Genomic DNA, 22,419 nt, shown 5'->3' with positions numbered 1-22,419 from the left:
ACCCGGAGGTGGTGTCAGAGGGTGTCCGGACCGGTGCGGCCGGTGGTGGAGGGGCGGTAGGCGCGATCGGGATCGGTGGGCTCGCGCCCGGTGCCGGGGACCGTGCCGCCACGGTCGGCCGCCTCGGGGCCGTGCCCGAAGGCGGCCTCCTCCCCGGCGTCGTTGCCGGTCACGTCGTCGGCCTGCCCGTCGAGCGTGGACCGGGCGACCGCCCGGTCCAGCTCCTCCAGCGGGAGTCGTTCCTCGTTGCGCCACGCCCTGTCGTCGGTCATGTCATCGCGGTACCCCGGCCCGGTCGTCGCAAACGACACGGCGACGGCCGCCGGGAGCACCCGGCGGCCGTCGACGAACCTCGTCAGGAGATCAGGGCTGCGGACGGTCGACCTTCCCGCGCCACGCGCCGGTCTCCTGGCCGCGCCGCTCGATGAACGTCTTGAACCGCTCGAGATCGCCCTTCGCCCGGCGGTCGACCACGCCGAGCTTGTCACCGGCCTTCTCGATGACCCCGTGCGGGTCGAACTCCAGCTGGAGGGTGACCCGGCTGCTGTTCTCGTCGAGCCGGTGGAAGGTGACCACCCCGGCGTGCTGGGTGCCGCCGGTCGACCGCCACGCCACCCGCTCGTCGGGCAGTTGCTCGGTGATCTCGGCGTCGAACTCGCGCTTCACCCCGGCGATCTCGACGGTCCAGTGGGTCATCGTGTCGGAGAGCTGACGGACCTCCTCGACACCCTCCATGAACTGCGGAAACTCCTCGAACTGCGTCCACTGGTCGTACGCCGTGCGCACCGGGACGGCAACGTCGACATGCTGGGTAACGCCACTCATCAGGATCCTTCCCTGCGCTCGTGCGGCTTCCGGACCGTTCCGGTCCACCTCACCAGCGCGTCGTCTCGTTGGTGTGGCCGAGCGCCGCCCACACCTCGGACACCGTCTGGTACCGGGTGCCCTCGGGCAGGCGCTCCAACGCGGCCAGTACGTCGTCGGGCGCCTCGTTCTCACGGGCGTTGGCGAGCAGCGTGGCCCGGTCGCCGGGCAGCGCGGTCATGGTGATGAACCGCCCGAGCCGGCTACGCGCCTCGACGTCCTCGGAGGTCATGCCCTGGGGTGAGCCGCTGCGCAGCTCCCCGGCCGGCGCGGTGGTGGGCTCCGGCTGGTCCTCTCCCGCGGGCTCCGGGACGCGGAACTCGTCGACCCGCGAGCCGCCGGTCCCCGGTCCCTGCACGAGACCGCTGACCTCCTGGCTCATCTGCTCGTCGACCCTCGGTGAGTGCTTGCTGCTGCCGCGATCCATGTCTTCTGCGCTACCCGAGGGGACGGCGAGTAAACCCGGCAAGCGATCATGATTCGGCTGGCGACCGGGGTGGCAGCACGGGTTCGTCGGTGTCCTCCGCCCCGGACTGGAGCATCCGTCCGCGCTGGAGCTCGGCGTTGATCTGCACACCGAGCATGAGCGCGGAATTGGACAGGTAGAGCCAGACCAGGAAGGCGATCACCGCGCCGAGGCTGCCGTAGGTGGTGTTGTACGAGCCGAAGTTCGCCACGTACAGGCCGAAGCCGAAGGAGCCGAGCGCCCAGGCGGCCAGGGCCACGCCCCCACCGGGGGTGAGCCAGCGGAACCGGGGCTGGCGCACGTTCGGCGCCACCCAGAACAACAGGGACATCAGCAGCATCGCGATCAACGCCAGCGCCGGCCACTTGGCCACGGCCCACGTGGTGCGGGCGGCCTCGCCGGCGCCCAGCAGGTCACCGACCGCGTCGGCGACGGGACCACTGACGATCAGACCGGCGGCGACGGTGGCGAGCAGCACCAGCGAGAGCGCCGCCAGCCCGATCTGCGTCGGACGCAGCTTCCACACCGGGCGTCCCTCGGCCACGCCGTAGATCGCGTTCGAGGCCCGGGTGAACGAGGCGATGAAGTTCGAGGCCGACCAGAGCGCACCGAGCAGGCCGAAGCTGAGCAACACCCCGGCGGAGCTGTTCTGGTCCACCACCTCACGGACCACGCCGACGAAGCTCTCGTTCGCCACCACGGAGCCGGCACCCACGTCGCGGGCCAGGTCCAGGACCGTGTCGACGGTGCGTTCCCCGTCGGAGACCAGGCCGACCAGAGCGACCACCACGACGGTGGAGGGAAAGAGCGCGAGCACCCCGTAGTAGGTGAGCGCGGCGGCCCAGTCCGTGCAGTTGTCCCGCAGGTAGTTGCGACCGGCGCGAACCAGCACGCCGCGCCAGGTCGGCCAGTGCAACTGGCGGATTCCCGGCAGCCGCGGCGTCGGCGGGTCGGCGGACGGGGCCTCGGGGTTCGTCGTCGTCATCACCGCTCCCTGGGCATGGCCGGCGTGCGGCTCGTCGATGGCCCCGCCGGTACCCGGCCCCATCCGTTGGCAAACGCCGGCGGCGTTTGCCGCCGCGTCGCGCGGGAACACCAATCCGAATCGCTCGCACACGGAGGAGGTTCGAGATGCCCGGGCGCGAGGTACTGCCCAGCACGCTGCGGCGCTCCCCGGAGAAGGCCCAGCGCACCTGGGAGAAGACACACGATTCCGCGGTGGAGACCTACGGCGAGGGCGAGCGGGCGCACCGCACCGCGTTCGCCGCCGTCAAGCACGAGTTCGAGAAGGTCGGTGACCACTGGGAGCCGAAGGGTCGCAAGGGCCCGAGCGACCAGCAGGCCGCCGGCGGCGGACCGGCCCGGCGGGCACCCACCGCCGGTGGAGTGGACGCGAACGCCCCCAAGGAGCACCTCATGCGGGTGGCCCGCGACCTGGACGTGACCGGACGGTCGAGCATGACCAAGCCGGAACTGGTCAAGGCCATCCAGAAGGCGAACGACCGACAGACCCGCAAGGCCCGCGGCGGCTGAGCGCCGGCTGCCGCCCGACCGGGCCCGGCCGGCCTACGCGCCGAGTCGGGCCCGGCCGGTCCGTGCGGAGAAGTGATGCCCGGCCCGGCTCACCAGTGGCCGCCGCCGGGGGCCTGGATGTGCACCGCCTTGGTGGCGGTGAACTCGTCGAGCAGTTCCGGTCCGTAGCCGAAGCCCTGCCCGCTGCTGCGACGCGGATGCGCGGCACCGGCCGGTGCGCCACCGAAGACCGCGTTCACCTTGACGGTGCCCACCGGCAGTTCCCGCCAGGCCCGCTGGGCATGGCTCATCGATCCGGTCAGCACGGTCGCGGCCAACCCGTACGGTGAGTCGGCCGCGCACCGCAGCGCCTCCGAGAACGAGTCGACCACCACCACGGCGGCGACCGGACCGAACGTCTCCTCGCGGATCAACGCCATGTCGTGGCGGCAGTCGTCGACCACGGTCGCCGGATAGAAGGCCCCCGGTCCGTCCGGCAGGGTGCCGCCGACGCGCAGCCGCGCCCCGTCGGCCGCCGCGGCGATCACCTGCCCGTGGACCTGGTCCCGGTGCCGCCGGTCGACCAGTGGGCCGAGTTGGGTGTCCGGATCCCGTCCCGGTCCGACGCGCAGGGCGGCGGCCCGCTCGACCAGCGCGTCGACGAAGTCCTCGGCGACGTCGCGGTGGGCGTAGATCCGCTCCACCGCGACGCAGATCTGACCGGCGTTGGCGAAGGCGCCCAGGGCGGCCTCACCGGCGGCCCAGATCGGATCGACGTCGGCGTCGACGATCAACGGGTCGCTGCCGCCGTTCTCCAGCAGCACCTTGGCGCCGGTACCGGCCGCGGCCGCGGCGATCATCCGGCCGGTGGCGCTGGATCCGACGTGCGCCACCATGTCCACCTCGGCGGCGGCGAGCGCCGCGCCGGTCGTGGGGCCGCCGCTGAGCAGCGACAGCACGCCCGCCGGCAGGGCGGCGTCGAACGCGCGGGCCAGCAGCCACCCGGTCGCCGGGGTGCGCTCGCTGGGCTTGTGCAGCACCACGTTGCCGGTGACCAGGGCCGCGCCGAGCAACCCGCACGACACCGCGACCGGGTCGTTCCACGGGGTGATGGCGGCCACCACGCCGCGCGGCTGCGGCGTCATGAAGTCGATCGCGGCGGGATCGCCGTGCAGGGTACGGCCGCCCCGGGCCGGCGCGAGTTCGGCGTACTGCCGCAGGGTGGCGATGCCCGCCTCGACGCCGCCACGGGCGTCCGCGAGGGGCTTGCCCATCTCCGCGGTCGTCGCCTGCGCCAGGTCGTCGGCGGCCTCGGCGACCGCGTCGGCGACCCGGTGCAGCGCCGCCGCCCGCTCCGCCGGGGCGATCGCGGCCCACTCCGCCGCCACCCCGCGCGCCGCCGCCACCGCCTTGTCGACCTCGTCGGCCGTGGCGACCGGCGCACTGGTCACCGGGCGACCGTCGGCCGGATCGTGCACCACCAACTCGCCGGCCTCCCCGCCGGCACCCCAGACCCCACCGATGAGCTGCGTGACCGTGTACATGGCGCGCTGCATGCCCGGGCCCGGCCGCGGCAAACGTTTCGCCCGGACGGGTCGGGGTAGCGTCCTCGGATGACTTCGCCAGGTTCCACCGGTGCCGAGCGGGCCGATGCCGTCGTCATCGGTGCCGGACACAACGGCCTGGTCGCCGCCAACCTGCTGGCCGACGCGGGTTGGGATGTACTGGTACTGGAGGCGACCGGCGTACCCGGCGGGGCGGTGCGCTCGGCCGAGGTGACCGCCCCCGGCTACCTCAGCGACCTCTTCAGCTCCTTCTACCCGCTCGGCTACGCGTCGCCGGTGCTGCGCGGACTCGACCTGACCCGGTACGGGCTCACCTGGCGGCACGCGCCGGACGTGCTGGCCCACCTGTTCCCCGACGACCGGGCCGCCGTGCTCAACCGCGACCCCGCCGTCACGGCGGCGTCGCTGGAGACGTTCGCCCCCGGCGACGGTGATCGCTGGCTCAGCGCGTACGACGAGTGGCGGCAGGTCGCCGACCCGATGATGGACCTGATCACCACGCCGTTCCCGCCGGTGCGCGGTGGACTGGGCCTGCTGCGTCGACTGCGCGTCGGTGGCTCGTTGCGGCTGGCCCGGCGGCTGGTGCTGCCGGTGAGCCGGCTCGGCGAGGAACTGTTCACCGGGGCCGGCGGGCCGGCGCTGCTGGCCGGTTGCGCCCTGCACACCGATCTGTCCACCGAGGAGGCCGGCTCCGGGGTGTACGGCTGGCTGCTGGCCATGCTCGGGCAGCAGGTCGGCTGGCCGGTGCCGGAGGGTGGGGCGCAGAAGATCACCGACGCGTTGGTGGCCCGGCTGACCGAGCGGGGTGGCCGGATCCTCTACGGCGCCCGGGTGGACCGGGTGCTGGTGGCCCGTGGCCGGGCGGTGGGCGTACGCACCCTTGGCGGCACCAACTGGCGGGCCCGTCGTGCCGTGCTCGCCGACGTGCCCGCACCCGCCCTCTACCTCGATCTGGTCGGGCCGGCCGCATTGCCGCCGCGCCTGGTGGCCGACCTGGAACATTTCCGCTGGGACGGCTCGACGCTGAAGGTGGACTGGGCGCTCTCCGCCCCGATGCCCTGGACGAACCGCCGCCTGTCCACGGTCGGCACCGTGCACCTGGGTGCGGACCTCAACGGGCTGACCGGCTACGCCGCCACGCTGGCCCTGGGTGAGCTGCCACCGGACCCGTTTCTGCTGGTCGGGCAGATGACGGTGGCGGATCCGAGTCACTCGCCGCCGGGCACCGAGTCGCTCTGGTCGTACACCCACCTGCCGTTCCGTCGGCACTGGCGGACCGACGACATCATGGCCCACGTCGAGCGGATGGAGACGGTGCTGGAGGCCGCCGCGCCCGGTTTCCGCAGCCTGGTGGTGGGCCGGCACGTGGCCGGTCCGGCCGAGTTGGAGCAGGCCAATCCGAGTCTGGTCGGCGGCGCGCTGGGCGGCGGCACCGCCGCCCCCTACCAGCAGCTGTTCCTGCGGCCGGTGCCCGGCCTCGGCCGCGCCGACACCCCGGTGGACCGGCTCTTCCTGGCCAGCTCGTCGGCGCATCCCGGCGGCGGCGTGCACGGGGCGCCCGGCGCGAACGCGGCCCGGGCCGCCCTGGCCCGCGACCGGGCCGTCACCGGCCGGCTCTACCACCGCGCCGTGGCAGCCGCGCAGCGGGCCGTCTACACGTGAGCGGCCGGGTCTCCGGTCAGCGCTCGATGTTGCGGTGCCGGGTCCGGAGCTTGAACGGCATCAGGGCGCTCTCGATCTTGGTGGCGGTGGTCATCTTCGAGTCGCCGTCGCGCCGCTCCTCGAACCGGATCGGCACCTCCAGGATGGTGTGCCCCAGCTTGGTGGCGAGGTAGTGCATCTCGACCTGGAAGCTGTAGCCGTTGGACTGCACCCGCTCCAGCCCGATGTCGCGCAGCGCGTCGGCCCGCCAGATCTTGAAACCGGCGGTGAGGTCGCGGATCCGCACCCGGAGCAGCGTGTGCACGTACAGGTTCGCCCAACCACTGAGCGCCCGCCGGTACAGCGGCCAGTTCTCGTCCAGCTCACCGCCCGGCACGTAGCGTGACCCGATGACCACACCGGCCTGGGTGGACAGCAGGGCGCCGAGCATGCCCGGCAACGCCTCCGGCGGGTGGGACAGGTCGGCGTCCATCTGGGCCACGTACTCGGCGCCGCCGTCGAGGGCCCGGCCGATCCCGTCCACGTACGCCCGGCCGAGACCCTCCTTGCCCGGTCGGTGCACCACTTCGACCCGCTCCGGATGCTCTATCGCCAGCTTGTCCGCGACCTCACCGGTGCCGTCCGGGGAGTTGTCGTCGGCGACCAGCACCTTCAGGCCGGGCAGCGGCAGCGCGAGGAGGCGCTCGACCAGCACCGGCAGGTTGCCCGCCTCGTTGTAGGTCGGGACCACGACGGTCAGGCGCACATCCCGCCACGGCGAGGGCAACTGGACGGGTTCGATCATGGGGGACATCCTCGGTCTGCGGACAGGGTTCCCCGAGAGCGTAGCTAGTTGTCCCTTCCGGGGTGAAATGGCTCCCGGTACGGTGCCCCGATCAGTCCGGTGCCTTCTGCCGGCGGGCGATGTCGGCGAGCCGGTCGAGGGTCTCCTTGTTGCGCATGTGCAGCACCAGATCATTGAGCTTGGTGCGGATCCAGCGCAGCGGGCCGGCCGCGAAGTCCTCGGCGAGCCGCACCCGGGTCCGGTCCGGGCCCACCGGCTCCAGGGTGAAGACCACGATCGCCTCCCCGGCCGGCCAGAGTTGCACCCGGAGCACGAGCTTGCGCTCCGGCTCGCAGGCCAGCACGATCGAGCAGTCCTCCAGGGAGAACGGCCAGGGGCCGGCACGGTGGTACAGCCGCGTGCCCACCCGTGGCCAGTCCTCGTCCACGTCGCGCATGTGGGCGGTGCCCACCACCCAGTCGCTGTAGGTCCATCCGTCCGCGAGCACCGCCCACACCTGCCGGGCCGGTGCCTCGATCACCTTTTCCACGACCGCCACCGCACCTCGGTACCCGGCCCGCGGCCTCGACTAACGAGGCGGCCGGGTTAGCTTCTCGGGGGGCGCGGGTAAGGCCACCGCGGGCGGCCGTACGGGTGCCGCCGGCGCGCGGTGCCGCCGACCGCGTCGCGGTCGACGTTTACTCCCCGGGGCGCAGGGAACCCGCCGCCCGTGCGACAGGACCATGGGGAGCCGGATCAGCGCAGGTCAGCCGGGGTGCTGGCCGCCGCCGACCCGGCCAGGCCATGTTCGGTCCTGTTCGACGCGGTGCTGCTCGACCGCGACGGCACCCTGATCGAGGACGTGCCGTACAACTCGGATCCGGACAAGGTGCGCCCGATGCCGGGGGCCCGCGCGGCGCTGGACCGGCTGCGGGCGGCCGGGCTGAAGCTCGCCGTGGTCACCAACCAGTCCGGACTGGCCCGGGGACTGTTCACCGAGCGGCAGTTGCATCGCGTGCACCGCCGGATCGAGGAACTGCTCGGCCCGTTCGACTCCTGGCAGGTGTGCCCCCACGACGACGGCGACGGCTGCCCCTGCCGCAAGCCGGCACCCGGCCTGGTGCACGCCGCCGCCCGGGCGCTGGGCACCGTGCCGGCCCGGTGCGCCCTGATCGGTGACATCGGCCGCGACGTCACGGCGGCGCTGGCCGCCGGTGCGGCCGGCATCCTGGTCCCGACGCCGGTGACGCGTGCCGAGGAGGTGGCGGCGGCACCCTGGGTCGCCACCGATCTGACCTCGGCCGTCGCGGAGATCCTGCGGCGACAGGCGGCGCTGAGCCCGGCGCAGCCGATGACCGGGGCGACCGGCGCCGTCGGTCCGCGCGAGGCCCGCGCGGCACGCCCGGGTGGCGGCCGCACCGTGCTGGTGGTGCGGTCGGACTCGGCGGGCGACGTGCTGGTGACCGGGCCGGGCATCCGGGCCGTCGCCGCCGGGGCCGAGCGGGTCGTGCTGCTCTGCGGCCCCCGGGGACGGGCCGCCGCGGATCTGCTGCCCGGCGTCGACGAGATCGTCGAGCACCGGCTGCCCTGGATCGACCCGGACCCCGCGCCGGTCGACGCGCGGGAGATGGCTGCCCTGGTCACCCGACTACGCGCGGTGGCCGCCGACGAGGCGGTCATCTTCACCTCGTTCCACCAGTCGCCGCTGCCGCTGGCCCTGCTGCTGCGGATGGCCGGAGTCGCCCGTGTCGCCGCGATCAGCGACGACTACCCGGGGAGCCTGCTGGACGTGCGGCACCGGGTGCCGACCGGTGTGCCGGAGGCCGAGCGTGCCCTCTCGCTGGCCGCCGCCGCCGGCTACCCGCTCGGCGAGGGGGACGAACCGTACCTGCGGCTGCGCCCGGTCCCGCCGCCCCCAGCCGAGGCCGGTGAACCGGGGTACGTGGTGCTGCATCCCGGCTCGGCCGCGCCGGCCCGGGGCTGCCCGCCCGAACTGGCCGAACGGATCGCCGGTGAGCTGCACGCCGCCGGGCACCGGGTGGTGGTCACCGGAGGTCCGCACGAGCGGGACCTGACCGCCCGGGTCGCCGGACGGCACTGCCGGGATCTCGGTGGCCGGACCGGCCTGGCCGAGCTGGCTGGGGTCGTGGCCGCGGCCGGCGCGGTGGTGGTCGGCAACACCGGGCCGGCGCACCTGGCCGCGGCGTACGGCGTGCCGGTGGTCAGCCTCTTCGCCCCTACCGTCCCGTTCGGACAGTGGGGGCCCTGGCGGGTGCCGACGGTACGCCTCGGCGATGCCACCGCCGCCTGCCGCGACACCCGGGCCGCCCGGTGCCCGGTACCCGGGCACCCCTGCCTCAGCGGCGTCGAGCCGGGCGCCGTCGTCGACGCGTTGCGGCTGCTGGGCGTACCGCCGGACCGGGTGCCCACCGGTCCCGCCGGATCGCGGGCGACGCCCGAGGTGCCCACCACCGTCGGGAGTGGCCGATGAACGTCCTGCTCTGGCACGTGCACGGTTCCTGGACCACCTCGTTCGTGCACGGTAAGCACCGCTACCTGATCCCGGCCACCCCGGACCGGGGACCGTACGGGCTGGGCCGAGCCCGGACGTACACCTGGCCGGAGAGCGCCGCGGAGGTGAGCCCGGAGCAGTTGCGCACCGCCGAGGTCGACGCGGTGATCCTGCAACGCCCCGAGGAGATCGACCTGGCCGAACAGTGGCTTGGTCGCCGGCCTGGCCGGGACCTGCCGGCGATCTACGTGGAGCACAACACGCCGAAGGACGGCCAGGTGCCGAACAGCCGCCATCCGATGGCCGACCGGGACGACCTGCTGGTCGTCCACGTGACCGCGTTCAACGAGCTGTTCTGGGACACCGGCGCCACCCGCACCACCGTCGTCGACCACGGCATCGTCGCGCCGACGCCGGACTACACCGGCGAACTCGACCGGCTGGCCGTCGTGATCAACGAGCCGGTACGTCGCTGGCGGGTCACCGGCACCGACCTGCTGCCCCGCTTCGCCGAGATCGCCCCGCTGGACGTCTTCGGCATGAAGGTGGCCGGGCTGGCCGAGCACCTCGGCCTGCCGGCCGACCGGTTGACCAGCCACGACGATGTCCCGCAGCACCGGATGCACGCCGAGTTGGCGCGCCGCCGGGCGTACCTGCACCTGTGCCGGTGGACGTCGCTGGGGCTGAGCCTGATCGAGGCGATGGCGATGGGCATGCCGGTGGTGGCGCTGGCAACCACGGAAGCGGCGATGGCGGTGCCACCGGCCGCCGGCGCCCTCTCCACCCGGGTCGACACGCTGCTGGAGGCCGCCGCCCGGTTCGTCGCCGAACCGGAACGGGCGCGCCGGGCGGGCGCCGAGGCCCGCCTCGCCGCCTGTGACCGTTACGGCCTCGACCGTTTCCTCACCGACTGGGACCGGCTGCTGGAGGAGGAAGTATGCGGATAGCGATGATCTCGGAGCATGCCAGCCCGCTCGCCATCCTGGGCGGCGAGGACGCCGGCGGCCAGAACACGCACGTCGCGGAACTCTCCGCCGCACTCGCCGCCGCCGGACACGACGTGCGGGTCTACACCCGCCGGGACGCGGTGGACCTCCCGGTGACCGTACGCAGTCCGGACGGCTACGACGTGGTGCACGTACCGGCCGGGCCGGCCGAGCCGGTGGCGAAGGACGCGCTGCTGCCGCACATGCGACCGTTCAGCGCCTGGCTGATCGACCGGTGGCGGGGCGGCGACTGGGCCCCGGAGGTGATCCACGCGCACTTCTGGATGAGCGGGCTGGCCGCGCTGGAGGCCGGCCGACAGACCGGGGTGCCGGTGGTGCAGACCTACCACGCGCTCGGCACGGTGAAGCGTCGCCACCAGGGCGTTCAGGACACCAGCCCGGCGCGGCGGATCGGCTACGAACGCCAGCTCGGCCGCTCGGTCGACCGGGTCATCGCCCAGTGCCGCGACGAGGTCGGTGAGCTGGTCCGGATGGGGGTGCCGCGGTCGGCGATGACCGTCGTCCCGTCCGGGGTGAACCTCTCCACGTTCGCACCGCTGGGGCCGGCCACCGAGCGGGAGCCAGGGCGGGCCCGGATCCTCACCGTGGGCCGCCTGGTGGAGCGCAAGGGCTTCCAGACGGTGGTCCGGGCCATGGCGCACGTGCCCGAGGCCGAGTGTGTGGTGGTCGGTGGCCCACCGGCCGGCCTGCTGGAGACCGACCCGTACGCGCGGCGGCTGCGGGCGCTGGCCGGCAGTTGCGGCGTCGCCGACCGGGTCCGACTGGTCGGCGCGGTGCCTCGGGAGGAGATGGGCCGCTGGTACCGCTCGGCGGACATCCTGGTCGCCGCGCCGTGGTACGAGCCGTTCGGGCTGACCCCGCTGGAGGCGATGGCGTGTGGGGTACCGGTGGTGGCCACGGCCGTCGGCGGTCTACGGGACACGGTGGTCGACGGGGTGACCGGGGACCTGGTGCCGGCCCGGGACCCGCGCGCGTTGGGGGAGGCGCTGCGCGCGTTGCTCGACGACCGGATCCGCCGCTTCGCCTACGCGGGCGCGGCGCGCGCCCGGGCCCGCCGGCACTACTCGTGGACGGTCACCGCCCAACGCCTCGCCGAGGTGTACGACGAGGTGGCCGCCGTACACCGACCGACCCGGGTGGTTGCCTGATGAGCCTGCTCGACGCGCACCTGGCGCAGCTGACGGCGGCGCTGCCACCGTTCCGCCGCCACGAGCCGCTGCTCGTCCGATGGGGCTCGGCGCTGGCCCGGCGGCTCACCGACGGCGGTCGGCTGCTCGTCGCCGGCAACGGTGGCAGCGCCGCCGAGGCGCAACACCTGACCGCCGAACTGGTCGGCAAGCTCCGTGACGACCGGCTGCCACTGTCCGCCATCGCCCTGCACGCCGAGACGTCGGCGCTGACCGCGATCGGCAACGACTACGGGTACGAGGAGGTCTTCGCCCGGCAGGTACGCGCCCACGGCCGGCCCGACGACGTGTTGCTGCTGCTGTCCACCAGCGGCGGCAGCGGCAACCTGCTGGCCGCCGCGCGGGCCGGTCGGGAGGCGGGCCTGCGCTGCTGGGCGTTCACCGGGCCGACGCCGAACCCGCTCGCCGAGGCGTGTCACGAGGCGCTCGCCGTGGACTCCCCGGACACCCAGGTGGTGCAGGAGCTGCACCTGGTTTCCAGCCACCTGCTCTGCGAGTACGTCGAGCAGGCGATGGCGGAGCAGCTGGCACCGGCCGCGCCGGCCGCCGGTGCGGTGCGGGCCGGTGTCGAGGTGGTGCTGGACGGCGATGCCGCCCGGCCGGTGCAGGCGTGAGGAGGCAAGCGTGACGGGACCCGTGGTGGTGATCGGCGACACCCTGCTCGACCGGGACGTCGAGGGTGTGGTCAACCGGCTCTGTCCGGACTCGCCGGTGCCCGTGCTCGACGAGATCGCGCACGTGGACCGGCCCGGCGGTGCCGGGCTCTCGGCCGTCTTCGCCGCCGCGCAGGGTGCCGAGGTGGTGCTGGTGACCGCCCTGGCCGACGATGCCGGCGGTGCCCGGTTGAGCGTGCTGCTCGCCGCCGCCGGGGTGCAGGTGTACCCGCTGCGGCTGGCCGGCGCGACGCCGGAGAAGATCCGCCTGCGCTCCGGCGGCCGGGTGCTGCTGCGTCACGACCGGGGCGGGGGCGCGGGGGAGTCGGGGGAGCCGGGCGAGGCGGTGCTGCGCCTGCTCGACCGGGCGTCGGTGGTGCTGGTCAGCGACTACGGCCGCGCGGTGGCCCGACAGCCGGCGCTGCGGGCCGCGTTGGCCTCGGTCCGCGCCCCCCTGGTGTGGGATCCCCACCCCCGGGGGCCGGCCGCGGTGCCCGGGGCCAACCTGGTCACCCCGAACGAGGCGGAGGTGCGGGAGCTGATGGAGGCACCGGTCGGTGCCACCCGGCTGGCCACCGCCGCCGAGGGTGCGCAGCGACTGCGGCAGCGGTGGCGGGCGGGGGCGGTCGCGGTGACCCTCGGCGCCGACGGGGCGCTGCTCAGCCACGCCGGGTCGACGCCGCTGATGGTGCCCGCCCCGGTCGCCGCCGAGGGGGACACCTGCGGCGCCGGTGACCGCTTCGCCGTCGCCGCCGGCCTCGCCCTGGCCCGTGGGGCGCTGGTCTCCGAGGCGGTGCAGGAGGCGGTGGCGGAGGCGTCGGCGTACGTGGCCGACGGAGGCGTGGCGACGGCGCTGCCCACGCCGGTGCGCCGCGCCCCGCAGGCGGTGCACGCCGCGGTCTCCGGCGACCGGATCGGGGTGGCGGCGGCCGCGGCCGTGGTCGCCCGGGTCCGCGCCGCCGGAGGAACGGTCGTCGCCACCGGTGGCTGCTTCGATCTGCTGCACGCCGGGCACGTGGCGACCCTGCAGGCCGCCCGGCAGCTCGGTGGCTGCCTGATCGTGTGCCTCAACTCCGATGCCAGCGTCGCCGGTTTGAAGGGACCGGACCGGCCGGTGATGCGCCAGGACGACCGAAGTCGCCTGCTGGCGGCGCTGAGCTGCGTCGACGCGGTGATGATCTTCGACGAGCCGACGCCGGCGGCGGCGCTGTCCTGGCTGCGCCCCGACATCTGGGTCAAGGGCGGGGACTACGCCGCCGGCGTCGGTGACGGTGACGGCCTGCCGGAGGCGGAGATCCTGCGTCGCTGGGGCGGCCACACGGTGGTGGTGCCCTACCTGGACGGGCGCTCCACCACCGAGATGATCGCCGCCACGGCCGCGCGAACGGAGGTGGCCCGATGAGCGCCCCCGGTACCGGGCGGACCGTGCTGGTCACCGGCGGCTCCAGCGGACTCGGCGCGGCCGTGGTGGCGGCGGTGGCGCTCGCCGGTGGTCGGCCGCTGGTGCTGGACCGGCAGGCGCCGGCCGACGGGGTGGCCTGGGTCCAGTGCGACCTGGCCGACACCCGGGCCGCCGAGCGGGCCACCCGTGAGCTGGCCGAACGCGTGGGTGGGCTGGACGCCGTGGTCACCGCCGCCGGCGTCGACGTGCCCGGCCGGCTCGCCGACGTGCCCGGTGAGACCTGGGACCGGATCATCGCGGTGGACCTGCTGGCCACCGCCGCGGTGGTGCGGGCCGCGTTGCCGTTCCTGACCGCGTCCCGGGGCACCGTCGTGACGGTCGCCTCCACCCTCGGCGTCAAGGCGGTCAGCGACGCGACGGCGTACTGCGCGGCGAAGTTCGGGGTGGTCGGGTTCACCCGGGCGCTCGCCGCCGAACTGGCCGGCACGGTGGGGGTCACGCTGCTGATACCGGGGGGGATGCGGACGGCCTTCTTCGACGAGCGCGACCCGCGGTACCGCCCGGGGCCGGACGCGATCCTGAACGATCCGGCCGACACCGCCGCCGCGGTCATGTTCGCCCTGTCCCAGCCCGCCGGCTGCGCGATCCGCGAGATGGTGGTCTGCGCGGATCAGGAGACCTCGTACCCGTGATCCTGGCGCTGCGTGCCCTCGGCGTCGGTGACCTCGCCACCGCGGTCCCGGCGCTGCGGGGGCTGCGCGCGGCGTACCCGGACCGGCAGTTGGTGGTCGCCGCGCCGGCCTGGCTCGGGCCGCTGGTCGACCTGGTCGGCGGGGTGGACCGGCTGCTGCCCGTGGACGGCCTGTGCGGGCTGGACCGGCCCGTGGGGCGGATCGAGGTGGCGGTCAACCTGCACGGCCGGGGTCCGCAGTCGCACCGGCTGCTGGCGGGCGTCCGTCCCGGCCGGTTGTTCGCCTTCGCCAACGCCGACGCGCCGCACGTCGACGGCCCGGAATGGCACGAGGACGAGCACGAGGTGTCGCGCTGGTGCCGGCTGCTGCACGGGTACGGCGTCCCGGCCGACCCGACCGACCTGGAGCTGCGCCGGCCGTCGCGGGAGTCGGCGGTCGTGGCCACCGGTGTCACGGTGCTGCATCCCGGCTCGAAGGAGCCCGCCAAGCGCTGGCCCGCGGACCGGTACGCCGCGCTGGCCCGGGAGCTGACCGGCCGGGGCCACCGGGTGGTGGTGACCGGCAGCGCCCCGGAGCGGGCCGCGGTGGCGCGCATCGCGTACCACGCCGGGCTGCCCGCCGAGGCGGTGCTGGCCGGCCGGACGGACCTCGCGCAACTGGCCGCCCTGGTCGCCGGTGCGCGCCTGGTGGTCAGCGGGGACACCGGGGTGGCACATCTGGCGACCGGCTACCGCACCCCGTCGGTGGTGCTGTTCGGCCCGGTTCCGCCGGCTCGGTGGGGGCCGCCGCCGGAGCGCCGACGACACCGGGCGCTCTGGGCCGGCCCGGGCGCATGGCCGCCCTGGGACGGGGTAGGTGACCATCCCACAATGGTCGCCCTCGGTCTGGACGAGGTGCTGGCCGCCGTCGACGAGGTGGAACGGGCGGTGCGGGTGGACCGTGCGGTTGCGGCGTAGCGATCCGGGTCGGCCGGGTTACCGGCGGCGCCGGCGGGGCAGGGGCTGGTCGTTCCTGGATCCGGGCGGCGAGCCGGTCCGCGACCCGGACGAGCTGGCCCGACTGCGGGCCCTGGTCATCCCGCCCGCCTGGCGGGAGGTGTGGATCTCGCCGTACCGCAACGGGCACATCCAGGCCATCGGCATCGACGCGGCCGGCCGTAAGCAGTACCTCTACCACCCGCTGTGGCGGCAGCGGCAGGACGAGGCGAAGTTCGACCACGTGCTGGAGGTGGCGCAGCGGCTGCCGGCGTTGCGGGAGCGGGTCGACCACGACCTCACGGGGCGCGGGCTGCGGCGGGAGCGGGTGCTGGCGACGGTGACCCGGCTGCTCGACATGGGTACCTTCCGGGTCGGCAGCGACCAGTACGCGGCGGGCGACGATCCGACGTTCGGGGTGGCGACCCTGCGCCCGGAGCACGCCCGCTCCCGCCGGGGCTGCGTGCTCTTCGAGTTCCCGGCCAAGGGCGGCATCGAGCAGGCGCGGCTGATCTCCGATCCGCAGCTGTGCCGGGTACTGACCGACCTGCGCCGTCGGCGGCGGGCGGCCGACCGGTTGTTCGGCTACTGGGACGGGCGGAACTGGCGCGACGTACGGGCCGACGAGGTCAACGACTACCTTCGCGAGGCCAGCGGCGGCGAGATGACCGCGAAGGACTTCCGCACCTGGCACGCGACGGTACGGGCGGCGACGGAGCTGGCCGGGTTCGCCTCTGCCCGGTCGGTCACCGCTCGGCGGCGGGCGGTGGCGGCGGTCATGCGGCAGGTGGCGGAGCTGCTCGGCAACACCCCGACGGTGGCTCGCGCGTCGTACGTCGACCCGAGGGTGGTGGACCTCTTCCACGACGGCGTGGTCGCGCCGGTGACCGGGGAGACCCCGCAGGAGCAGGCGGAGCGCGCGGTGCTGACCCTGCTGGCGCGGGACTGACCGAGGCCCTCAGCTGCCGGACGGGTCGGCGGCGCCGGACGGGTCGGCGACGCGGGACGGGTCTACGGCGCGGGCGTCGATCATGGCGGCCACGCCGTCCAGGATGCGGCCCAGACCGAACCGCCACTCCAGGTCGCCGTCCTCGTCGTACTCGTCGCCCTCGGCGAGCAGCTCGTGGATCGCCGGGTAGGGGCCGGGTGCGGTGACCACGGCGAGGTGCTGCCAGTAGCGCATGCCCACCTCATCGGGCGTCCGCCCGGTCCGCGCGGCGGCCTCGGCGATGTCCGCGGTGAGCGTGGCCCAGCTGCGGGCGTGCCCGCTGACCAGCATGATCGTGGCGATCCGCTCGGTGGCGGTCAGGCCGGTGCCGCGCAGCGCGGCCAGCCCGTACTCCAGCCACCGCACCTGGTTCGGATTGATCGGCGGGCCGCTGATCGGCACGTGCCGCATCCAGGGCTGTCGGCGCATGGCGGTCAGGTTCCCCTCACCCCAGCGGGCCAGCGCCGGTCGCCAGCCCTCGTCCGCGCCACGTGGTCGCGGTGGCGGGCCGTACGCGGTGTCCACCATGAGGTCGAGCAGGTCGTGCTTGGTGGGCACGTACCGGTACAGCGACATCGTCGCCACGCCCAGTTCGCTGGCCACCCGGCTCATCGACACCGCCGTGAGCCCCTCGGCCTGGGCGATCTGGATCCCGGCGGCCACCACCTGGTCGAGGCTGAGACTGCGCTTCGGACCACGGCTCGGGCGGTCCCGCAGGCCCCAGGCGAGCGCGACGTTCTCGGGCAGTTCGACGTCGGGTCCGTCCACTCCACCTCCCAGGCCGGCGTTGACCGCCAGCATATCTTCTGCGTATGGTCTACGCATTGAAGCGTACGACGTACGCAGATTACGGAGGGGCTCATGGTGAACGGACCGCCGTCGGTCGAACTGGTCGACCTGCGCAAGTCCTTTGGTGACCTGGTCGTGCTCGACGGGCTGACCATGCGGGTGCCCACCGGCGGGGTGCACGCCCTGCTGGGCCAGAACGGGGCCGGCAAGACCACCACGGTGCGGATCCTGGCGACGCTGACCCGGCCGGACTCCGGAACCGCCCGGGTCGCCGGGTACGACGTGGTACGGCAGCGGCGGCAGGTGCGACGGGCGATCAGCCTCGCCGGCCAGCATGCGGCGCTCGACGACGGGCAGACCGGCGTGGAGAACCTGACCATGCTGGCCCGGCTCACCGGGCTGCGCGCACCGGCGGCCCGCACCCGCGCCGCCGAACTGCTGGACCGCTTCGATCTGGCCGACGCCGCCGGGCGGCGGGTGATCACGTACTCCGGTGGCATGCGCCGCCGCCTCGACCTCGCGGCCAGCCTGGTCGGCACCCCGTCCGTGATCTTTCTGGACGAGCCCACCACCGGCCTGGACCCGCGCAGCCGGCAGGGGCTGTGGGAGGTGATCGGCGAACTGGCCGGTGCGGGGGTGACGGTGCTGCTCACCACGCAGTACCTGGAGGAGGCCGACCGCCTCGCCGACCGGATCATGGTGCTGCACGGCGGTGGACTCGTCGCCGAGGGGACGGCCGCCGATCTCAAGCGCCGTTTCGGTGCCCAGCGGTTGGAGCTGACCTGGCGCGACGCCGCCGGTCTCGCCCAGGCGGCGCGGCGGCTGGGCGACCGGGTCACCCACCGCGAGCCGGCCCGGCTGACGTTGTCGGTGGCCACCGACGGCAGCGCGCCCCAGGTTCGTGGCCTGCTCGACGAGGTCGATCCGGACCGGCACGGGGTGGTCCGGTTCACCGTGCGGGAGGCCACCCTCGACGACGTCTTCTTCACGCTCACCGGAACCGCGGCGAGCCCCGAGCGGGAGGTGGCCGGTGTCTGAGTTGACCCTCCGGCCGGCGCACGCCGCGGTGATGATCGGCCGCTGCGTCCGGCTGTCCCGGCGCAACGTCGACGCACTGCTCACCTCGCTGCTGTTGCCGGTGATCCTGATGCTGCTCTTCGTCTACCTCTTCGGCGGGGCGATCGAGACCGGCTCGGCGTACGTGACCTACGTGGTGCCCGGTGTGCTGCTGCTCTGCGCCGGTTTCGGCGCGGCCGGCACCGCGGTCAGCGTCACCACCGACCTGACCGACGGCATGATCGAGCGACTACGCACGATGGACGTCGGCGCCACCTCGATCCTCGCCGGGCACGTGGTGGCGAGCGTGGCGCGCAACACGGTCTCCACCGTGCTGGTGCTGGGGGTGGCCGTGGCGATCGGGTTCCGGCCGGCCGTCGCGCCGCTGCGCTGGCTGGCCGCCGCCGGGGTGCTGCTGCTGTTCCTGCTGGCGGTGTCGTGGGCGTCGGCGGCGTTCGGCCTGCTGGCCCGGACCCCGGAGGCGGCGAACGGCTACACCTTCCTGGTGATGTTCCTGCCGTACCCGAGCAGTGCCTTCGTACCGGTCGAGACCATGCCCAGCTGGCTGCGCGGTTTCGCCGAGCACCAGCCGGTCACACCGGTCATCGAGTCCCTGCGCGGCCTGTTGCTGGACACCCCCGTCGGCACCGCCCCGGCTCGCGCGGCCACCTGGTGCGTCGCCCTGCTGGCGGTCGCCGTGCTCCTCTCCACCATCCTCTTCCGCCGCCGCGTCGCCTGACGGTCCCACCCCTGTTGATCATGAAGTTGGCGGCGATCTCGATCTCGATGACTGCCGCTAACCTCATGATCAACGAGGCGGTGGGTGGGTGCGGTGTGGGGTCAGTCGTTGAGGATCTGGGAGAGGCGGTCGCGGAAGCGGCGTTCCGACGGGCTGACCTGGCTGCCGCCCAGACCGAGCACGCCGCCGCTGGAGGCGGCACCGACGACCTGCTCGGCGATCTCCACCAGCCAGTGCCGGTACGCGCCCGCCTCGCCCTCGTCCACCTTGTCCGCCAGCAGCGCCGAGGCCGCCTTCGCCCGGCCCAGCACGTCCTCGGCGTAGCCACGCGGGTCAGCGGGCTCGATGACCGGCATCTCCTCGCCGGCCTCCGGGTCGCCGACCCGGGTGACGATCTCACCGGCCACGGCGGCCACCAGGGGGCTGGCCGACTCCCGCCCGGCGGAGATGGTCTCCAGACCGGCGGCACCCTCGGCCATCGTCGCCTTGGTGCCGTCGGACTCGGCGGCGCTCGCCGCGGTGAGCACCGACTGTGGCAGGCCGACCAGCAGCCCCCACTCCTCGTCGGAGAAACCGAAACCGGTGTACGCCGGTTCTTCGATCACGACCCGCCCCTCCCGCTCGTCGTCCACGTGCTCGTCGGCCGCCCCTGGCGGCCGGCTCAGGTTAGTCCAGGGTCAGCAGACCCTGCTCGGACACCACGCTGACCGATAGCGTCTTGTACCCGACCTCGTCGAACAGCACCGTCATCCGGCCCTCCTCGTAGCTGAGCACCAGGCCGGAGCCCCACTCGGCGTGCCGGACCTGACTGTGTACGGGAAACGGGCCGACCGAGCCGTCGTCGGGCACGCTGGTGCCGGCGTGGCAGTTGTCGCAGTGCCCGCAGATCTCGGTCATCTGCTCGCCGAAGTACGCCAGCAGCGTCTGCCCCCGGCAGGAGTTCGTCTCGGCGAAGGCGCGCATCATGTCGGTACGGGACCGGGTCAGGCTCTGCTGTCGTTCCGCCTCGGCAACGGCGGCCGTGGCCGCGTCGACCGGAGTGGGCGCGTAGCGGGGTGCGCCGACACGCTGTCCCGCTCGCTGCTGTGCGGCGCCGACCTGCTCCAGCAGGGCGAGGTACTGCCCGAGCTTGCGGGGGCCGAGCCCGGTCACCTCGCGCAGGTCCTTGCGGGTGATCGGTTCCTTACGCAACAACGCGGCCAGATCGCGCAGCTCGGTGGCGTCCGGCAGGCCGCCGCTGAAGTAGCGTTGCAGGCCGACATCCTCGGCCTGCCACAGCAGCAGGACGCGGGCCGGGTGGCCGTCGCGGCCGGCGCGGCCGATCTCCTGGAAGTAGCTGTCCGGTGAGTCGGGCAGGGCCATGTGCACCACCCAGGCGATGTTGGGTTTGTCGATGCCCATGCCGAACGCCGAGGTCGCCACCATGATCGGCACCTGGTCGTCGAGGAAGGCCCCGTGCAGCCGGGCGCGGGCGCTGCCCGCCATGCCGCCGTGGTAGTACTCCGCCGGGAAGCCCGCGTCGGTCAGTCGCGCGGCCAGTTCCTCGGCGGCGCGGCGGGTGGGCACGTAGATGATGCCGGGCCGCTTGTCCTCGCGCAGCAGTGCGATCAACCGTCGCCACCGGTAGTCCTCGGTGGGACAGTGCGCCACCTCCAGGAAGAGGTTGGGCCGGTCCAGACCGGACACCACGATCTCGGGCTTGCGCAGCCGCAGCCGGGTGACGATGTCGTCGCGGACCGGCGGTGAAGCGGTGGCGGTCAGCGCGACCACCGGTGGCCGGCCGATGCCCTCGATGAGCTGCCCGAGGGCCAGGTAGTCCGGGCGGAAGTCGTGGCCCCAGGCGGAGATGCAGTGCGCCTCGTCGATCGCCACCAGCGCCGGCCGCAGCTCCCGGACCTCGGCCAGCCGGTCGGGGTTGGCCAGCTGTTCCGGGGTGATGAACAGGAACTCGGCCCGCCCGTCGCGGATCTCGGCGATCGCCTCGGCCTGCTGGGCCGGCGTCTCGTCCGAGCTGATCCGGACCGCCCGCAGTTCCGCCCGCTGGCGCTCGTTGAGCGCGGCGATCTGGTCCTGCTGAAGCGCCAGCAGCGGTGAGATCACCACGGTCGGGCCGGGGATCAGGCTGGCCGGAATCTGATAGATCGCCGACTTGCCGGCGCCGGTGGGCAGGACCACCAGGGCGTCGCGGCGGCGCATCACCGCACGCATCGCGGCCAACTGGTTGGGACGCAGGGCGGTCCAACCGAACAGGCTGCGCGCGGCGCGGCGCAGCGACATCGAGTGCGTCGTCAGCTTCATCGAAGGCCGCAGGTACCCGGGTCGCCGCGCGCCGAAACCCTGTGTTGATCAGCGCGCCCGGGGCAGCACCTCGCGCTGGTACAGGTCGAGCAGTCCCGGCCAGTTCGGTCCGGTGTTGGCCACATAGACCTCGTCGAAACCGGCCTTCGCGTACGCGTCGATCTTCGCCAGGTGCGCGTCGGCGTCGTTGCCGCAGACGAACGCCTCGCGCATCGCCTCCGGGTCGATCAACGTGGCGGCCTGCTCGAAGTGCCGTGGCGAGGGGAGCACCTGCAACAGCTCACCGGGGATCGCCTCGGTCGGCCAGCGCTCGTACGCCAGCCGCATGCCCTCCTCCACCGTCGGCGCGTACGCGGCCTTGAAGCCGGCCTGGCACGGCTTGTCGCCGCCGCCGTTGTCCCGGAAGCGGCGCACCAGGTCGGCGTCGGGCATGGTGTTGACGAAGCCGTCACCGACCCGCGCGGCGAGGTCCACCGCCTTGGGCCCGAACGCGGAGACGTAGATCGGCGGGGGAGTCTCGGGCAGCGTGTAGATGCGGGCGTGTTCCACCTGGTAGTGCCGGCCACGATGGTTGACGAAGCCGCCGCGCCACAGTTTGCGCATCACCTCGATCGCCTCCTCGAGCATCTCCAGCCGGACGCCGGCCTGCGGCCACGGGTCGCCGAGGATGTGCTCGTTGAGCGCCTCGCCGGAGCCCACGCCGAGGACGAACCGCCCGGAGTGCAGCACCGCGCTGGTGGCCGCGGCCTGGGCGAGCACCGCCGGGTGGATGCGTACGGTCGGGCAGGTGACGGCGGTGGTGACGGGCAGTTGGCAGACCTGGCTCAGCGCGCCGAGCATCGACCAGACGAAGGGGCTCTGCCCCTGGGCGTCCGTCCAGGGGTGGTAGTGGTCGGAGATCCACAGCGCTTCGAAGCCGGCCCGCTCGGCGGCCCGCGCCTGGTCGAGCAGTTCCGCCGGCGCGTACTCCTCGGTGGACAGGAAGTATCCGATCTTCATTTTCTCCCCCTCGGGCCGCTGCTGCCTGTGGGGCACGCGGTACCCGGGCGGGCGCGGGTCACACCCCGTCGCGTTCAGCGCCGGAACATCGCGCGGATGGCGAGAAGCAGCAGCAGACCGCCGACGACCAGGCCGAGCAGGCGTACGCCGGGGATGTCGGCCGGGCTCGTCGCGTCGGCCAGCAGCACGGGGTCCATACCCGCACTTTCGCGGGGCAGCGCTCCCAAGGCAACTGTAAGGTTTATTGACTATTCTGTGGCGCGGTGTGACCATGTCTGCACCGCCGGGTGG

24 protein-coding genes are annotated in these 22,419 nt (G+C 73.8%); 12 read left to right on the top strand and 12 right to left on the bottom strand.

Translation table 11 applies throughout. The features are described from left to right. Nucleotides 1-14: 14 nt before the first annotated feature. The 4 genes from SM447_RS08020 to SM447_RS08005 form a co-directional block, all read right to left on the bottom strand. Nucleotides 15-272: a hypothetical protein gene (locus tag SM447_RS08020; protein WP_474572098.1), complete on the bottom strand. Its 258-nt coding sequence runs from the start codon at nucleotides 270-272 to the stop codon at nucleotides 15-17. A 91-nt stretch (nucleotides 273-363) separates the two neighbouring features. Continuing rightward, nucleotides 364-825: an SRPBCC family protein gene (locus SM447_RS08015; RefSeq protein ID WP_474572097.1), complete on the bottom strand. Its 462-nt coding sequence runs from the start codon at nucleotides 823-825 to the stop codon at nucleotides 364-366. 49 nt (nucleotides 826-874) lie between these two features. After that, on the bottom strand, nucleotides 875-1,291 hold the full coding sequence (locus SM447_RS08010; protein ID WP_474572096.1) for a DUF2795 domain-containing protein: 417 nt from the start codon (nucleotides 1,289-1,291) through the stop codon (nucleotides 875-877). Nucleotides 1,292-1,337: 46 nt separating this feature from the next. Next, nucleotides 1,338-2,315, bottom strand: coding sequence for a YihY/virulence factor BrkB family protein (locus SM447_RS08005; protein WP_474572095.1), 978 nt, complete (start codon nucleotides 2,313-2,315; stop codon nucleotides 1,338-1,340). A 146-nt stretch (nucleotides 2,316-2,461) separates the two neighbouring features. Here SM447_RS08005 and SM447_RS08000 point away from each other — a divergent pair, with 146 nt between their 5' ends. After that, entirely contained in the window at nucleotides 2,462-2,863 is a 402-nt protein-coding gene (locus SM447_RS08000) for a ChaB family protein (protein ID WP_474572094.1), read from the top strand. Nucleotides 2,864-2,952: 89 nt separating this feature from the next. On the opposite strand, the gene SM447_RS07995 is transcribed toward SM447_RS08000, so the two are convergent. Next, the gene (locus SM447_RS07995; RefSeq protein ID WP_474572093.1) at nucleotides 2,953-4,386 is read right to left on the bottom strand and encodes an aldehyde dehydrogenase family protein; all 1,434 of its coding nucleotides are present in this window, start codon (nucleotides 4,384-4,386) and stop codon (nucleotides 2,953-2,955) included. A gap of 69 nt (nucleotides 4,387-4,455) precedes the next feature. Here SM447_RS07995 and SM447_RS07990 point away from each other — a divergent pair, with 69 nt between their 5' ends. Continuing rightward, on the top strand, nucleotides 4,456-6,069 hold the full coding sequence (locus tag SM447_RS07990; protein ID WP_474572092.1) for a phytoene desaturase family protein: 1,614 nt from the start codon (nucleotides 4,456-4,458) through the stop codon (nucleotides 6,067-6,069). A 16-nt stretch (nucleotides 6,070-6,085) separates the two neighbouring features. On the opposite strand, the gene SM447_RS07985 is transcribed toward SM447_RS07990, so the two are convergent. Next, the gene (locus SM447_RS07985) at nucleotides 6,086-6,853 is read right to left on the bottom strand and encodes a polyprenol monophosphomannose synthase (protein ID WP_474572091.1); all 768 of its coding nucleotides are present in this window, start codon (nucleotides 6,851-6,853) and stop codon (nucleotides 6,086-6,088) included. Between the two features lie 91 nt (nucleotides 6,854-6,944). Next, nucleotides 6,945-7,391 (bottom strand): SRPBCC family protein, encoded by a 447-nt coding sequence (locus SM447_RS07980; RefSeq protein ID WP_474572090.1) that lies wholly within the window; start codon nucleotides 7,389-7,391, stop codon nucleotides 6,945-6,947. A gap of 216 nt (nucleotides 7,392-7,607) precedes the next feature. Between SM447_RS07980 and SM447_RS07975 the strand changes: the two genes are divergently transcribed. Genes SM447_RS07975 through SM447_RS07940 form a run of 8 tightly spaced genes read left to right on the top strand, consistent with a single transcriptional unit; the run spans nucleotide 7,608 to nucleotide 16,208 of the window. Continuing rightward, nucleotides 7,608-9,323, top strand: coding sequence for an HAD-IIIA family hydrolase (locus SM447_RS07975; protein ID WP_474572368.1), 1,716 nt, complete (start codon nucleotides 7,608-7,610; stop codon nucleotides 9,321-9,323). Beyond that, entirely contained in the window at nucleotides 9,320-10,291 is a 972-nt protein-coding gene (locus SM447_RS07970; RefSeq protein ID WP_474572089.1) for a glycosyltransferase, read from the top strand. Before SM447_RS07975 ends, SM447_RS07970 begins: the two co-directional genes overlap by 4 nt. Further along, nucleotides 10,282-11,499: a glycosyltransferase gene (locus SM447_RS07965; protein ID WP_474572088.1), complete on the top strand. Its 1,218-nt coding sequence runs from the start codon at nucleotides 10,282-10,284 to the stop codon at nucleotides 11,497-11,499. Before SM447_RS07970 ends, SM447_RS07965 begins: the two co-directional genes overlap by 10 nt. Then, nucleotides 11,499-12,152 (top strand): D-sedoheptulose-7-phosphate isomerase, encoded by a 654-nt coding sequence (locus SM447_RS07960; protein WP_474572087.1) that lies wholly within the window; start codon nucleotides 11,499-11,501, stop codon nucleotides 12,150-12,152. Before SM447_RS07965 ends, SM447_RS07960 begins: the two co-directional genes overlap by 1 nt. A gap of 10 nt (nucleotides 12,153-12,162) precedes the next feature. Next, nucleotides 12,163-13,593: a PfkB family carbohydrate kinase gene (locus SM447_RS07955; RefSeq protein ID WP_474572086.1), complete on the top strand. Its 1,431-nt coding sequence runs from the start codon at nucleotides 12,163-12,165 to the stop codon at nucleotides 13,591-13,593. Beyond that, the gene (locus SM447_RS07950) at nucleotides 13,590-14,285 is read left to right on the top strand and encodes an SDR family oxidoreductase (RefSeq protein ID WP_474572085.1); all 696 of its coding nucleotides are present in this window, start codon (nucleotides 13,590-13,592) and stop codon (nucleotides 14,283-14,285) included. Before SM447_RS07955 ends, SM447_RS07950 begins: the two co-directional genes overlap by 4 nt. Further along, complete coding sequence (locus tag SM447_RS07945) at nucleotides 14,282-15,241, top strand: glycosyltransferase family 9 protein (RefSeq protein ID WP_474572084.1); 960 nt, start codon at nucleotides 14,282-14,284, stop codon at nucleotides 15,239-15,241. Before SM447_RS07950 ends, SM447_RS07945 begins: the two co-directional genes overlap by 4 nt. Further along, entirely contained in the window at nucleotides 15,225-16,208 is a 984-nt protein-coding gene (locus SM447_RS07940; RefSeq protein WP_474572083.1) for a DNA topoisomerase IB, read from the top strand. The genes SM447_RS07945 and SM447_RS07940 overlap by 17 nt, the downstream gene beginning before the upstream one ends. A 9-nt stretch (nucleotides 16,209-16,217) precedes the next feature. On the opposite strand, the gene SM447_RS07935 is transcribed toward SM447_RS07940, so the two are convergent. After that, a complete protein-coding gene (locus SM447_RS07935) occupies nucleotides 16,218-17,015 on the bottom strand; it encodes a TetR/AcrR family transcriptional regulator (protein WP_474572082.1) in 798 nt (265 codons plus the stop codon). Between the two features lie 93 nt (nucleotides 17,016-17,108). Between SM447_RS07935 and SM447_RS07930 the strand changes: the two genes are divergently transcribed. Then, nucleotides 17,109-18,074 carry an ATP-binding cassette domain-containing protein gene (locus tag SM447_RS07930; protein WP_474572081.1) on the top strand — a complete coding sequence of 322 codons (966 nt, stop codon included), beginning with the start codon at nucleotides 17,109-17,111 and terminating at the stop codon, nucleotides 18,072-18,074. Beyond that, complete coding sequence (locus tag SM447_RS07925; protein WP_474572080.1) at nucleotides 18,067-18,831, top strand: ABC transporter permease; 765 nt, start codon at nucleotides 18,067-18,069, stop codon at nucleotides 18,829-18,831. The genes SM447_RS07930 and SM447_RS07925 overlap by 8 nt, the downstream gene beginning before the upstream one ends. Before the next feature lie 101 nt (nucleotides 18,832-18,932). Here SM447_RS07925 and SM447_RS07920 read toward each other — a convergent pair whose 3' ends face one another. From SM447_RS07920 to SM447_RS07905, 4 genes are all read right to left on the bottom strand, one after another. Next, nucleotides 18,933-19,436, bottom strand: a complete 504-nt coding sequence (locus SM447_RS07920) for a hypothetical protein (protein ID WP_474572367.1) — start codon at nucleotides 19,434-19,436, stop codon at nucleotides 18,933-18,935. Nucleotides 19,437-19,497: 61 nt separating this feature from the next. Then, nucleotides 19,498-21,129 (bottom strand): RecQ family ATP-dependent DNA helicase, encoded by a 1,632-nt coding sequence (locus SM447_RS07915; protein WP_474572079.1) that lies wholly within the window; start codon nucleotides 21,127-21,129, stop codon nucleotides 19,498-19,500. Between the two features lie 48 nt (nucleotides 21,130-21,177). Continuing rightward, a complete protein-coding gene (locus SM447_RS07910) occupies nucleotides 21,178-22,128 on the bottom strand; it encodes a TIGR03557 family F420-dependent LLM class oxidoreductase (RefSeq protein WP_474572078.1) in 951 nt (316 codons plus the stop codon). 74 nt (nucleotides 22,129-22,202) lie between these two features. Then, nucleotides 22,203-22,325 carry a hypothetical protein gene (locus tag SM447_RS07905; protein WP_278181633.1) on the bottom strand — a complete coding sequence of 41 codons (123 nt, stop codon included), beginning with the start codon at nucleotides 22,323-22,325 and terminating at the stop codon, nucleotides 22,203-22,205. Nucleotides 22,326-22,419: the final 94 nt, after the last annotated feature.

Source organism: Micromonospora aridisoli (genome assembly GCF_056150025.1).
Note: the sequence above shows the minus strand (reverse complement) of the source record. Positions and strands in the feature narration are given on the sequence as shown.

What these genes read in the sequence shown, in the direction of transcription:
- SM447_RS07905 (WP_278181633.1), bottom strand. Translation starts at nt 22,325, where the DNA reads ATGGACCCCGTGCTGCTGGCCGACGCGACGAGCCCGGCCGACATCCCC.
- SM447_RS07985 (WP_474572091.1), bottom strand. Translation starts at nt 6,853, where the DNA reads ATGATCGAACCCGTCCAGTTGCCCTCGCCGTGGCGGGATGTGCGCCTG.
- SM447_RS07910 (WP_474572078.1), bottom strand. Translation starts at nt 22,128, where the DNA reads ATGAAGATCGGATACTTCCTGTCCACCGAGGAGTACGCGCCGGCGGAA.
- SM447_RS07950 (WP_474572085.1), top strand. Translation starts at nt 13,590, where the DNA reads ATGAGCGCCCCCGGTACCGGGCGGACCGTGCTGGTCACCGGCGGCTCC.
- SM447_RS07965 (WP_474572088.1), top strand. Translation starts at nt 10,282, where the DNA reads ATGCGGATAGCGATGATCTCGGAGCATGCCAGCCCGCTCGCCATCCTG.
- SM447_RS07970 (WP_474572089.1), top strand. Translation starts at nt 9,320, where the DNA reads ATGAACGTCCTGCTCTGGCACGTGCACGGTTCCTGGACCACCTCGTTC.
- SM447_RS08005 (WP_474572095.1), bottom strand. Translation starts at nt 2,315, where the DNA reads ATGACGACGACGAACCCCGAGGCCCCGTCCGCCGACCCGCCGACGCCG.
- SM447_RS07995 (WP_474572093.1), bottom strand. Translation starts at nt 4,386, where the DNA reads ATGTACACGGTCACGCAGCTCATCGGTGGGGTCTGGGGTGCCGGCGGG.
- SM447_RS07990 (WP_474572092.1), top strand. Translation starts at nt 4,456, where the DNA reads ATGACTTCGCCAGGTTCCACCGGTGCCGAGCGGGCCGATGCCGTCGTC.
- SM447_RS08000 (WP_474572094.1), top strand. Translation starts at nt 2,462, where the DNA reads ATGCCCGGGCGCGAGGTACTGCCCAGCACGCTGCGGCGCTCCCCGGAG.
- SM447_RS08015 (WP_474572097.1), bottom strand. Translation starts at nt 825, where the DNA reads ATGAGTGGCGTTACCCAGCATGTCGACGTTGCCGTCCCGGTGCGCACG.
- SM447_RS07960 (WP_474572087.1), top strand. Translation starts at nt 11,499, where the DNA reads ATGAGCCTGCTCGACGCGCACCTGGCGCAGCTGACGGCGGCGCTGCCA.
- SM447_RS08010 (WP_474572096.1), bottom strand. Translation starts at nt 1,291, where the DNA reads ATGGATCGCGGCAGCAGCAAGCACTCACCGAGGGTCGACGAGCAGATG.
- SM447_RS07930 (WP_474572081.1), top strand. Translation starts at nt 17,109, where the DNA reads ATGGTGAACGGACCGCCGTCGGTCGAACTGGTCGACCTGCGCAAGTCC.
- SM447_RS07915 (WP_474572079.1), bottom strand. Translation starts at nt 21,129, where the DNA reads ATGAAGCTGACGACGCACTCGATGTCGCTGCGCCGCGCCGCGCGCAGC.
- SM447_RS08020 (WP_474572098.1), bottom strand. Translation starts at nt 272, where the DNA reads ATGACCGACGACAGGGCGTGGCGCAACGAGGAACGACTCCCGCTGGAG.